Raw genomic sequence first — 12,732 nt, 5'->3', positions numbered from 1 at the left:
CTATAAAAATCATTTATTCTAGTATAGATATAAATAGGGATTGATCATAGTGATCAATCCCTTCTCTCAAAGTAAAATACCTTTAAGTATTTTAGTTCCAAATTTTATTTACCCATTCCGGATGATCAATAAAAGGATTACGATTATGTTGATATTTCGTAAAAATCACTTCATTACGCTTTCGCTCTAAATCATCTACCGGGTCTTGTTCATTCCATTTTAGTAAAACGGATAGTTTGCCCATGTATGGATCTTTATTGTTATTCACCTTTTCATTTAATTCTAAGTCTATTTCGCCGTTGTCTCCTTCATAACGAACAGCCATGTAAAATAGCATTCTAGCGATATCTCCTTTTACACTATCACGAGGTTCCCAAGAATCACTATCGTATTTACATTCTGTCGCTTCCGAATGATTCACACCACCATTATCAAAATCCAGATTTCCACGTGAACTATTTACAGATACATCCGTCGCTCTTAAATGATGCAAATCTGTTCCAGCTCCTGCAGTCGTTCCAAAATCACCGTGAGATTTTGCCCAAACATGCTCTCGGTTCCAATTATCAACTCCTGAACCATTCGTAAGTTTCCCTTGCGAACGCCCAGTATATAAGAGTATCACATTGTTTTTATTATTTGGATCTTCATCAGTATCTCTTAGTGCTTCCCAAACCGCACTGTATGATAACTTTGTATGATCATCAATAATATTATGAAGTTCCTTCTTTAATTCTAAACCCGTTTTTCCTATTGCATTATTATAATATGTATCGTCATAGCTTTTTACAGTAATCTCTTGTGGTGATGCAGAAGCTACTTCACCGTGTATGATATCTGTGAATGATAAAGATGCAGTACCTAAAATAAAAAATGAAGATAGTGTAACCATAGCAAGCTTTGTATTTCGAAACTTCATATACCCATTTCCCCTTTAAAATATAATTTGAAGCTATTAACTAAAAAGTGCTTTCTACCCCCAAAAAAACTTTTAGAAAGCCATACCCATCCTTTTCTTTTTATTTAATACAAAACTCTATTGAGTCTGTATTATTTTCACACTTTTGGTTTATCTACTTCTCAAGGAATATCCTTCTCTAGTAAAGATTATTAAAATATTCTTTACAATTAAAAAGTAGTTTAATGTTAACTTATATTTTTTAATTTTTTTATGCAATTATGCATATTTGATAAAGTGAAACTTTAATCAGTGGGGGTTTTCTTCATCCCCCACTGATTATTAGTTGAACCAATCGGACTTTTATGGGCAGTTGATCCCCCACCTAACTTCTTTGCTTCCCCTGAATTTTGAGGTGGGGGTCTTACTGCCCATTAAAGTGGGATAAATCGTTCAAAAAACATTTTGAATAAAAATTAAGATTATAGTTTGACTTTTCCTTTTTCTATAATTGTATTTATTTTTTTGTAAAACCCTTCTTCCTCTGAAGGATTAATACAAAAATAGATTGGATACCATGTAAGGCACCAATCTATTTTAATGAAAGGAACTTTGGTAATTCTGAGTTCACAACACATTGTGCAGTAATGATAACATTTTTATCTTTGGACAGAACTAATACTATTTATTTGGTATCGAATCTATATACTTTTTAACTACTTCATATACATATTCTTGATTTGCCGCCGCTGTATTTGGATTGTATTTGCCACCGTTTGTTTTATTGTTAGATAATACTCGAATCCCTAAAAATGGTACGTCATAAGCTTTTGCAATTTGCGCTACTGCAGCACCTTCCATTTCTTCTACAGATGTACCGTATTTTGTATGGAACCACTTAATTCTATCCACTTCATTATTCCAAAGATCTGCTGAACCTATAGTCCCTTCCACCACTTTACCTTTTGTATATCTATCTTTTACCGCATTAGCTGCTGCAAGTAAATCCTTATCTCCCTCGTAGTATCGGATTTTCTCAGCATTTGGATCTTCTCCTGCACTTCCTTCCGAAGCCAATAAGTCCATTGAAATCCATTTTGTCGGTTCAATCCCTTGATTCTCATCCATATTTGTTGTTTTTAATGAACCTATGTTTGCTACTTGTTTTCCTAAAACAATATCAAATACGTTTAAATTTGGATCGTGTCCACCTGATGTTCCTTGGTTAATAATCGCCTTAGGCTTATATTTTTCAATAGCCACTGCTGTAGCGGCTGCTGTATTTTCCATTCCTTTACCTGTTTTCGCTACGATTACAGGATAATTGTCGACAGTGCCTTTATAAAATACGAAAGTTCCAGACTTTTCTTCTTTCACATTTTTTAACCTTTTTGCAAACTTTTCAGCTTCTATCGGCATTGGCCCTTGAATTAAGATAGGTTTTTGATTGTTTTTTGCCTCAACTTGTTTCGGACTCGCATTACATCCCGCAAGTATCGAGAATGACAATGCAACAGTAGTTACTAGGGCAGCACATTTTTTTAACGTATTCTTCTTCATAAATAATCTCCTCTTTCTCTTGTTGTTTTCTATACTCGATACTTTTGGTCCAAACAAAAAAGTTCTAGAAACTGTAGAAAAATCTCTACTTTCTAGAACTACGATAGTCAAAGTTAATTAAGCATAAGGTAAAACAAATGCAAAATTATAGATCGATAGTGCTCATTGAACAGCACGGCCGAACACTTTAACCCGTAGTCCAGTTCTTTCATTGGGAACTAGGTAGAAACGCTCGGACCATATTACCGAGTATATACGAGTGATGATGTGTAAAATTATTATATTGGTAATATATCAAACTTTTAGTGTGCACGCAATCTAAAAGTGAACATTTTTATTAAAATAATTTTTAATGTTCGTTTTTAAATGATAAATTATTTTTTTTATACATTTTCAAGCGAAAAATACCACTAAAAACTTACATTCTAAATACTAAACTAAATCCACCTACAACAACCGATCTTTTATAAACAGTTAAGCTTTCTCACTTTCGCCTTATATTGAGCTGGAAGTCTTTTTCCCTCGTATTACGAGATAAAATGCGCCTCTATCCACTTCACAATTATTTCTTCCAGCGAGCTGAATCTTTTACGCGCCTTGCTAATACTCATTGCGCTTTTGCTAATCTGTCTAACATCTGACGATAAAAGCGAGGATAATTGGATTTCTCATCTTCGCTACTCACGTACAATTCAGCCATTGCGAAGTCTAACCCAACAGCATTTTTATCCTTCAGATAGTCTCTTTCATTCTAATTTCTGCATTTCTTTCAGCCGTTCTATATCCTTTTCTGAAGCCTTTTCTATTTTATACAATTCATAGCTACCCTTTATCTCATTTATCACTACAAATTCAATTTCATTCCGAACATAGCTTTTCGTTTTTCCTTTTTTATAACCAATAACATTATCTAATATAGTTTCCCCACTATCTTTTTTATATAAATTATAGCTAACAGGTGGACGACCAATCACATGCTTATTATCAGAAAATTCGACTATATCATCCCTTCCTAATCCTGTCCAAACACTCCAGACAAACATAATTTGAAATATAGAATAAACAACAATCCCGCATAAGAAAAAAATAGGATTGATTTAAAAAATAACTTTAGAGGTATGCTCCCCAAAAGACATCCCCTCCCATTTCAACTCAGGATAGCAAAAACAATACGTGAATTCTATATGCTAAGGCACCGAAGTTTTTATAATGTTCCAGAACTAGTTTAAATAGTGCATCCTTACCTCAAAAACTATCGTAGAGAGTAGCTCGGCTTATGCCCTTCGTTTCAATAAGATCTGATATTTGTAGCATCATGACCTTTCTCCCAAAATAAATGCATAGCTTTAGTTAAAGCATGTTCTTTCTTAAAACTAATCTTTCTACCTATTAACAACACACCCCTATTATATTGTTTAGTATAAATATTTTGGAACGATAAGCCCGCAAAATATTTTGAAATTAAATCTTCCGTTAGAGGGCGCTTTAAAGGTTTATATAAATGTATTAATAAAAATCAAAAACACTTGAAGTTGACGTTGGGTCATTTTATATACTGTTAAGTAGCTACTATTTAGCAATTTCATAAAAGAAATTAGAAAAATAGGAGGTTTTCAGATGAAACAAGGCGATATTATTATTTATGGATGTGTCATTATAGGTGCAGGGATCGGACTGACATTGGATCATGCATTTCCTGGTGTACTAATTGGCTTAGGAACAGGCTACTTACTGAAAAACCTTTTTAGTAAAGAAGAATAGATGTGGTATGAAGAAAATAATCGTTAACGATAAAATCTTAACGTACAGAAAGGTAGGTTTATTAATTGATACACATTAATAAAGTTGGAGAACTGACAGGCGTTACAGTAAGGACACTGCGTTATTACGATAAAATCGGATTATTAAAACCAGCATCAAAAACAGAAGGTGGCCATCGTTTATATACAAATGAAGAAATAAAAAAACTACAGCAAGTTCAATTTTTTAAAAAAGTTGGATTTCCGTTACAAGAGATTAAAAATATGCTCGACTTCAATGATTGGGATTGGTCGGATAGTTTACAGAGTCAATTATCTTACGTAATAAAAGAGCAGGAAAATTTAAAGAAAATAGAATTATCCTTACGGGAATTGATAAATGGAATTGCGATAGAAGGAGAAGAAAGCTGGATTGCGATTCAAAAGATTATGCAATTATCCAGCAAAAATAAAGATATACAACAGTATTATCGCGAATCAGTATTTAAAGAAAAAGAAATAAAGCTATTGGAAAAGGTTCCTAAAATGGCAAGTGACTGTTCTGATTCACTTGAATGGATTGCTCTCATCGGCCAATTAAAGCGTTATATGAAAGACGGCCCAAAAGCAACGAAAGTTCAAAATATCATGAGAAGAATGGATGAAAAACGCTTAGAAGAATTTGAAGGGGAGGATGAATTTTTAAATAAGCTTTGGGAGATAAGGATGTCTCCAAAACAATCCGATAAACTCAGTTTATATCCAATCGACCAAGATGTGCTTCAGTTTATGAACGAGGCATATGCCATATTTATGACTGAAAAAAATAATCTTGAGCCGAAATAAGGGGGAATGAGCGATGGATACAGAACAATTTCTCCTAATAGGCGGATTGGCTATATTGGACACGCTAAGCCCTACTACAATAGGAGTAACAATATATCTACTTTTAACAGATAATGAGAGTCTTACGAAACGATTATTCGTTTATTTATTGACGGTAGCTGGATGTTATTTTGCTGTTGGAGTTTCACTCATGTTAGGATTAGATTTTTTGTTTGAGATTATTTCTGACGTATTTCAAAACCGAATCGTAAGCTGGACGTTATTTATTATTGGGGCCCTATTATTCATCGCAAGCTTTTATATTCCACCAAAGAAAAATTTAAAGCTCCCTTCACCAAAATCAAATAGCATTCTTTCAATGATTGCGCTCGGATTCACTACTACATTAATTGAAGCGGGAACTGCATTTCCTTATTTTGCAGCAATCGGCATTTTAACTACTTCTAATCTATCATGGATAGAATGGTCTTCTATTTTAGCTGGATACAACTTTATTATGGTATTGCCCTCTCTCGTGCTGTTTCTCTTCTATCTCCTGTTTGGTCGGTGGATGCAAAAACCTCTTGAGAGGCTCCGAATGAAAATCGCTAATCATTCAGGATCAGCACTGTCATGGATTATGTGTATAGTTGGCTTCCTCCTAATATTAAATAGCCTGGATTATTTATAAGGTGTTGTATAATTGTTCTAATTTTATTGTAAGCCTACACCTATATTGATTTAAAGTCGACTTTCGTTAACAAAATCAACTGCTAGGAAACAGCTCTCTAAAATGAAAGGCAGGAACATATTTGATATGTTCCTGCCTTTTTATTGTGTGGTACCGATCCATAGCCATCTAGCTAACATTTTCAAGTACTGCAAAATCAAAAATTTCATTTCACCACAGTTTTTATGAGAATCCAGTGAACAGCTTATTTGCATAGTTTTCGATATAGGAAGTTATCAAAGCTATTCAATTAAACCAACTATATCAAGAAAAATTATAGTAGTTATAATTGCGATAACTGCTATAAGAAATTTAAATCTAAATTTAATCTTAATACCTAGCTTCTCTGGAATAAAATATATTCCCAAACCCATACTAATACGTCCTATTAATAGATATAATTGAAATAAAAATTCGTTATTTATTTTTTCCTTAATATATACTTTACTGTAATCAAACAATAGGAAATATATTAAAACAATAATTAAGTAAAGAATAAATAATTTCACATAGTTTCTCATTTTAGTTTTTTTCAAAATACTTTATACTCCTTTTAGATGCTCAATCAATTTATAAATTTTAATCTATTATTTCTCCCTTTATCGATGCCCAAAATTGTCCTGGTACTAAATAACGATTTGATTTTGGTTTAAATGGATAGTTTATACTCATTGTTCTCTCCATTTCTTTTTTAGTTCTATAAATCTATACATTTTTTTATACATTCCTATACTAGCACGGTTTTAGGGTTCTTGTTTATTACTGGATTAGCAAAAAAACTGTATAAAATATTGCATACTCTTAGTGTGGGATTTTCCCAAAATATTAGCATCCCCAATACGTGCTTTCTTATGGGTATTTCTTGAACCTTCATTAAAACACGCTCCATTCCTTTGTCTATCTTTGTGAGTAACTCTGCTTGTTTATTTAAAGTCCTCGCACCGAGCCTTTGTCCTCCCCCAAGGCCAAACAAACGATTCAAATTACAGCCTATTTTAAACCGGACATTCAATCTTTATCCAGTTTGTAAATAAAAAAGGATAATCCACCCTCACCAATCGGGCTTTTACGGGCAGCCCGACTCACAAATAGTGGGATAAAATCAAAGGCAGGAACATATTTGTTATGTTCCTGCCTTTTTATTGCGGGGTACCGATACATAGCCATCTAGCTAAGATTTTGAAGTGCTGCAAAATCAAAAATTTTATCTCACCACCGTTTTCTATGAGAATCCAGTGAACAGTTTATTTATATAATTTTCGATATGAGAAGTTCTTATCATAAAAAAAGACTATCCAATTAGACAGCCCTTAGAAAGTATTATGTAACTAACGTATGCGTTAATTGAACAAAATTAATCTAGAAATTCAAGTAATTTCAATCTTTCAATTATCATTGACTTATACTTGATAGCTTCATATTGTGAATTATCAATTTTCGTCTTTTTTATATTTAACATATCAAATATTTCTCTTTCAATATCTCTTCTTGCTTCTAAAACTTTAATTGTTCCGTCTAAACCGTGATAGTCTTTCATTTTCCCATACCCTTGATTTGTATAATACTCAATAAATCCAGCAGACCATTCTTTTGCTCTTTCATTAAATACCTTTCTGAATGAGAATTCTAAATCATCTTGTTCTATATAAATCAATACTGGATTTAATTTCTCTATGATTTTCGCTAATGCATTAATATAACTTTTAACTTTCTCTTTTTCTTCACCATATTTAACCATTCCGATTGTTAATGGATTTTGTATGAAGCAACATTCAAAAATATAAATTTTATTTTCGTTGTTGGCAATTTCAACAAAATCTCTCCATTTTTCAGTTATTAATTCAATATTTCTCTCTAGCGGTAATTCATATATATCATTTTTAAAAATGGTATTTAATAAACTTTCAGGAAAATTAGAGCTGGGTTCATTTTTAATTTTTTTATATGGCAATAAATAATTGTTTCCTCGCTTCGTGACTCTATCACTAATTATTTCCCTAAAATCACCACTATTCACTAACAAACTTTCGAATTCACTTTTATCAAAACAAGATACCCCATCATAATCAGCAGGGTGGTCTGGATTTCCTTCCAGAAATAACTGAACGTCAATATTTTTTTCAATGAGAATATCGTAAAGCAAGTTTGCAGTGGTGGATTTCCCAAAACCAGGAAGCCCTTCTACTATGATTAATTTTGTATTCAAAAAAATCTACACCTTTCTAAGACAAAACGGACTAATTATCCTATAAATCTTTATCTAAATTCACTAAAACTAAAACTTCTTTTCCTATGTATCATTATTTCGTTATTTCACTAAACTGCGCTCTCGTCACTTTCGCCAAGTCATCCACTTTAAGCTCAATTTGTATACCAATTTTCCCGCCGCTTACAATAATCGTTTCAAGTGATTGAGCTCTTTCATCAATACATGTAGAAAATAACTTTTTCATTCCGACTGGTGAACAACCGCCGCGAATATAGCCTGACACTTTCGTAATATCTTTTACAGCAATCATTTCAATCTTCTTTTCACTGATCGCTTTTGCGGCAGCTTTTAAATTCAGTTCCTCATCTACTGGTATGATAAACACATGATAATTTTTACTATTCCCTTGAGCGATTAACGTTTTATATACTTCTCTCACTTCTCGTCCAATTTTCTCGGCTACTGATACGCCATCAATTTTCCCATCATCTGGATCATATGACATCATCGAATATTCAATTTTTTCTTTATCTAATATTCGCATCGCATTTGTTTTATCTTTTTTCATAACGGTCTCCTTAACAGGTTATTTCATATTATTAAGTTTTATTATACACCTTTTCCATTTCTCCTACATAACTTCACGTATATTTCAAAACTAAAAATATTGATAATTCAAAAATCATCTGATATAATTTTGAAAAACTTATGTTAAGGAGAGATTTGTCATGCGAAATGTTAATACTTCTTTCCAACTTCATCATCATACGTAACGCCGTGTATCCGAAGAAAAATTTTTCTTCGTGGGTACAGGGCTTTTCCTGTTGACCCACGAAGCGTTCATAAAGCTATGTGGGTATTTTTATATCCGCATAGCTTTTTTTAATTTAAAAAGGAGTGATTATAATGGAAATGAAAAATGTAAAAGGAACGAAAGACTATTTACCAGAGGAACAAGTGTTGCGAAATAAAATTAAAAGAGCTTGTGAAGATACGTTTGAACGATACGGATGTAAACCGTTAGAAACACCAACGTTAAATATGTATGAGCTTATGTCTTACAAGTACGGCGGTGGCGATGAAATATTAAAAGAAATATATACGCTTCAGGATCAAGGAAGACGCGACCTTGCCTTACGCTACGATTTAACTATTCCATTCGCAAAATTTGTGGCAATGAATCCGAATATTCGCCTTCCTTTTAAACGGTATGAAATTGGGAAAGTATTTCGAGATGGGCCAATTAAACAAGGTAGATTTCGTGAGTTCATTCAATGTGATGTTGATATAGTTGGTGTAGAATCTGTCATGGCAGAAGCGGAACTTATGAGTATGGCGTTTGAACTGTTCCGAACGTTAAACTTAGAAGTAACGATTCAATATAATAACCGAAAATTGTTAAACGGTATTCTCGAGTCCATTAACATCCCTACTGAACGAACGAGTGACGTCATTTTATCATTAGACAAAATCGAAAAGATTGGGATTGATGGTGTACGAAAAGATGTATTAGAGCGCGGAATTTCTGAAGAAATGGCTGATACGATATGTAATACTGTTTTATCTTGTCTAAAGCTTACAATTGCTGACTTTAAAGAAGCTTTCAATACTCCACTCGTTGCCGATGGAGTAAACGAATTGCAACAATTACAGCAATATTTAATCGCCCTTGGAATAAATGAAAATGCTATATTCAATCCGTTTTTAGCGCGAGGACTTACAATGTATACAGGTACCGTGTATGAAATCTTTCTAAAAGACGGCTCAATTACATCCAGCATCGGTAGCGGCGGTCGATACGATAATATTATCGGAGCATTCCGTGGTGATAATATGAACTATCCAACAGTCGGTATTTCATTCGGCTTAGACGTTATTTATACAGCACTATCACAGAGAGAAACAGTATCATCTACAGCGAATGTATTTATCATCCCACTCGGGACAGAATTACAATGTTTACAAATTGCTCAGCAATTACGTTCTACCACTTCCTTAAAAGTTGAACTCGAACTAGCAGGCCGTAAATTAAAACGTGCCCTTAATTATGCAAATAAAGAGAATATCCCTTATGTGCTTATTATTGGGGAAGAAGAACTTAGTACAGACACCGTTATGCTGCGGAATATGAAGGAAGGTAGTGAGGTGAAAGTCTCCCTTTCTTCTTTAAGTAGTTATTTATAATACGAACCACCCTCGTTTGGGTGGTTTTTCTATTTTAAAGATAACGAAACAATTAGTTAACATAAAATAATTATATCCAACTAATATCCAATCACCTATTAATTTTGGTAATATATAGATATGAATTGTTTTAGGAGGATTGATTTTGAAAACCTACATACAAGCACTAAAGTGGACTACAGGTATCTATCACCTTTTATTACTTCCTTGTTATTATGTATTTCCAAGTCTTGTTAACCTATATGGGATACCTTTGCTCCTATTGATTGCTTTACATATCACTACTATTTTATTAGCTAAAAAAGCAGGCATGAATACGTACCCTCATTATATAGGTATTGTCGTTACTCTAGTTGCCTTCTTTCCTTATATAGACATCGTTCTACATATTATAGCGGCTGTTTTCCTTTTATTAGATGCGGCTTCTACAAATGCAAAAGAAGTGTATGATTCATAACTGGATAACATGAAACTATAATCAGTAGAGTTTTAAAGTAGGTTAGCAAATTGCAAAATCATCACACACATTAAGTTTATTGTTAACACCCAAAAAGGATTTACTTTTTAAGTAAATCCTTTTTTAAATTACTTTCCTTACTCCAGACTAATAAAAGAATATTCTGTTTTATTTTTATAAAATTCTAAATATTTACAATATAAATTAATTATCATACATTTTAGTTATGTAAAAAAAACTTAGTTTAAAGGAGATGAATTCATGCTTAAAAAATTGATAGTAGGTGCAGTGGTCGCCATTTCATCATTAACTGTGGGATTGGGATCAGTATCAGCTAGTACCGAAAAGGATTATTTGATTACCTCTTTTGAATATGTAACTGTAGATGAAAAGACAGTAGATGCGCTTAACAAGTTTGGTGCTCCATCAAAGGAAGACGTAAAAATAACATTAGTTCTACCGAAACAAAATCAAAATGGAGACTGGTTATCTTATGGATTTTCGAGCAAAGAAAGTTTAGAGTCTTTTATTGAAAAAGATAAACAACGGTGGAATCATACAATCACTCCCCTTGGTGTTGGTGGGAGCGGACCTAATAGTACAGACTTCTATGAACATGCAAATAAGGGTGGCGAGTATTTTTCTCTTAGTAGCGGTTTTAAAAATTTGCCTCCTAATTGGCAAAATAGAATTTCTTCTGTAAGTACAGCATCCCCTACTGCTAGCTATTCGACAACGCTATGGGATCGTACTTCAACTGAAGGATATGGTAAAGGTATCATCTTCAAACACTCTGATTGGTATGGTAAAACTGTAAACTTGAATGACTTTGCAATTTCAGCAGTTGAAGTTAAAAAGTAAAAAATATAGAAATAAAAGGTGTCTTCACATATGGAAAACACCTTTTATTTCTACAACTCTTAACTATTATTTTTTGTATTTCTACTCTCCAAAACTTTCTCCATATTATGAGTTGCCCATTCCATCATTAATAAAATCATTGGACGTAGTGATTCACCAAGCTCAGTTAACGAATATTCTACTTTCGGAGGAACTTCACGGTATACTTCACGATGTATAATGCCGTCTGCTTCAAGTTCTCTCAGCTGCAGTGTTAACATTCGTTGTGTGATATTAGGTTTTAATCTTTTTAATTCATTAAACCTCTTTGTACCATCTAATAAATGATACAAAATAACCCCTTTCCATTTCCCGCCAATAACCTCAACCATAGCTTCAACTGGACAAGAATATTTATTTAAAAATGGGTAATTTATATTATTTTCATTTGAACAATCCATCATAAATCCCTTCCCTTACCAATAGTATCTTTTTTGATACTATAACACATAAATGTGCGTACTTGTGTCTATGTTACTTTAAAAATATAATTTACTTACAAAAATAAATTAATGAAAAGAGGTACTTTTATGACAAATACAAAACAAATTACAAAAGAAAAAATTATGGAGGCTTTTCATTTCAGACATGCATGTAAAGAATTCGATCCTATGCACAAAATTTCAGAAGAGGATTTTAAATTTATTTTAGAAACAGGAAGATTATCTCCTTCTTCTTTCGGATATGAACCTTGGAAATTTATTGTCGTACAAAATAAAGAAGTAAGAGAAAAACTACAACCGTATTCATGGGGCGCTGGTGGGCAACTTGCAACAGCTAGTCACTTTGTCATAGTTCTTTCAAGAAACATTAAAGATATGCATTATGATGCAGAGTATATTAAATATATGATGAACGATATTATCGGATTATCTGAAGACACTCAAAAAATTAGATATGAATTCTTCAAAAAGTTCCAGGAATCAGATTTTAACTTGTTACAATCCGATCGTGCTGTATTTGATTGGGCATCTAAGCAATCTTATATTGCTTTAGGTAATATGATGACGAGTGCAGCTCAAATTGGCATTGATTCTTGTCCAATAGAAGGATTTGATAAAGAGAAAATAGATTCTTTACTTCGTCAAGAAGGCATTATACAAGATGATAATCTTGAAGTATCCGTTATGGTTGCCTTTGGTTACCGTAAAGAAGAGCCAAAACGTGATAAAACAAGACAGACTATGGATACAATTGTTGAATGGATTAAGTAATATAGCACTCACAAAT

The 12,732-nt window shown here is 32.9% G+C and carries 12 protein-coding genes, 3 pseudogenes and 1 riboswitch; of the genes and pseudogenes, 7 read left to right on the top strand and 8 right to left on the bottom strand.

Annotation, left to right across the window (positions count from 1 at the left end):
• Positions 1-91 precede the first annotated feature (91 nt).
• From ACTFOB_RS21790 to ACTFOB_RS21770, 5 genes and pseudogenes are all read right to left on the bottom strand, one after another.
• Positions 92-919 (bottom strand): endonuclease I family protein, encoded by an 828-nt coding sequence (locus ACTFOB_RS21790; protein ID WP_016135002.1) that lies wholly within the window; start codon positions 917-919, stop codon positions 92-94.
• 660 nt (positions 920-1,579) lie between these two features.
• Positions 1,580-2,458 (bottom strand): 5'-methylthioadenosine/S-adenosylhomocysteine nucleosidase, encoded by an 879-nt coding sequence (locus ACTFOB_RS21785; protein WP_440028960.1) that lies wholly within the window; start codon positions 2,456-2,458, stop codon positions 1,580-1,582.
• Positions 2,459-2,633: 175 nt separating this feature from the next.
• Positions 2,634-2,737: riboswitch (purine riboswitch) on the bottom strand.
• Between the two features lie 331 nt (positions 2,738-3,068).
• Positions 3,069-3,185 (bottom strand): annotated as a pseudogene (locus ACTFOB_RS21780) (RNA-guided endonuclease TnpB family protein); the annotation flags it as partial.
• Positions 3,186-3,204: 19 nt separating this feature from the next.
• A pseudogene (locus tag ACTFOB_RS21775) lies at positions 3,205-3,587 on the bottom strand (hypothetical protein).
• Positions 3,588-3,706: 119 nt separating this feature from the next.
• Positions 3,707-3,848 (bottom strand): annotated as a pseudogene (locus tag ACTFOB_RS21770) (TetR/AcrR family transcriptional regulator); the annotation flags it as partial.
• 227 nt (positions 3,849-4,075) lie between these two features.
• Here ACTFOB_RS21770 and ACTFOB_RS21765 point away from each other — a divergent pair.
• The 3 genes from ACTFOB_RS21765 to ACTFOB_RS21755 all read left to right on the top strand — a co-directional run bounded on the left by ACTFOB_RS21765 (position 4,076) and on the right by ACTFOB_RS21755 (position 5,713).
• Positions 4,076-4,219, top strand: a complete 144-nt coding sequence (locus ACTFOB_RS21765) for a hypothetical protein (RefSeq protein ID WP_440028962.1) — start codon at positions 4,076-4,078, stop codon at positions 4,217-4,219.
• Between the two features lie 65 nt (positions 4,220-4,284).
• Entirely contained in the window at positions 4,285-5,043 is a 759-nt protein-coding gene (locus ACTFOB_RS21760) for a MerR family transcriptional regulator (protein ID WP_440028964.1), read from the top strand.
• Positions 5,044-5,056: 13 nt separating this feature from the next.
• Entirely contained in the window at positions 5,057-5,713 is a 657-nt protein-coding gene (locus ACTFOB_RS21755) for a GAP family protein (RefSeq protein WP_440028966.1), read from the top strand.
• 1,393 nt (positions 5,714-7,106) lie between these two features.
• Here the strand turns inward: ACTFOB_RS21755 and ACTFOB_RS21750 are convergent.
• Positions 7,107-7,958, bottom strand: a complete 852-nt coding sequence (locus ACTFOB_RS21750; RefSeq protein WP_440028968.1) for a hypothetical protein — start codon at positions 7,956-7,958, stop codon at positions 7,107-7,109.
• A 94-nt stretch (positions 7,959-8,052) separates the two neighbouring features.
• Complete coding sequence (gene ybaK / locus ACTFOB_RS21745; protein ID WP_440028970.1) at positions 8,053-8,529, bottom strand: Cys-tRNA(Pro) deacylase; 477 nt, start codon at positions 8,527-8,529, stop codon at positions 8,053-8,055.
• A 338-nt stretch (positions 8,530-8,867) separates the two neighbouring features.
• Between ybaK and ACTFOB_RS21740 the strand changes: the two genes are divergently transcribed.
• The 3 genes from ACTFOB_RS21740 (at position 8,868) to ACTFOB_RS21730 (ending at position 11,463) form a co-directional block, all read left to right on the top strand.
• A complete protein-coding gene (locus tag ACTFOB_RS21740) occupies positions 8,868-10,145 on the top strand; it encodes a histidine--tRNA ligase (protein ID WP_440028972.1) in 1,278 nt (425 codons plus the stop codon).
• 145 nt (positions 10,146-10,290) lie between these two features.
• Positions 10,291-10,602, top strand: coding sequence for a hypothetical protein (locus ACTFOB_RS21735; protein ID WP_440028974.1), 312 nt, complete (start codon positions 10,291-10,293; stop codon positions 10,600-10,602).
• Between the two features lie 261 nt (positions 10,603-10,863).
• Positions 10,864-11,463 (top strand): hypothetical protein, encoded by a 600-nt coding sequence (locus tag ACTFOB_RS21730; RefSeq protein WP_440028975.1) that lies wholly within the window; start codon positions 10,864-10,866, stop codon positions 11,461-11,463.
• A gap of 59 nt (positions 11,464-11,522) precedes the next feature.
• Here the strand turns inward: ACTFOB_RS21730 and ACTFOB_RS21725 are convergent, their stop codons facing one another.
• Positions 11,523-11,903 carry a winged helix-turn-helix transcriptional regulator gene (locus ACTFOB_RS21725; RefSeq protein WP_000340656.1) on the bottom strand — a complete coding sequence of 127 codons (381 nt, stop codon included), beginning with the start codon at positions 11,901-11,903 and terminating at the stop codon, positions 11,523-11,525.
• Positions 11,904-12,032: 129 nt separating this feature from the next.
• Here ACTFOB_RS21725 and ACTFOB_RS21720 point away from each other — a divergent pair, with 129 nt between their 5' ends.
• A complete protein-coding gene (locus tag ACTFOB_RS21720) occupies positions 12,033-12,716 on the top strand; it encodes an NAD(P)H-dependent oxidoreductase (RefSeq protein ID WP_440028977.1) in 684 nt (227 codons plus the stop codon).
• The last annotated feature ends 16 nt before the right edge of the window (positions 12,717-12,732 follow it).

It is taken from the genome of Bacillus cereus group sp. MYBK79-1, from assembly GCF_051915365.1.
GTDB lineage: Bacteria > Bacillota > Bacilli > Bacillales > Bacillaceae_G > Bacillus_A.
Note: the sequence above shows the minus strand (reverse complement) of the source record. Positions and strands in the feature narration are given on the sequence as shown.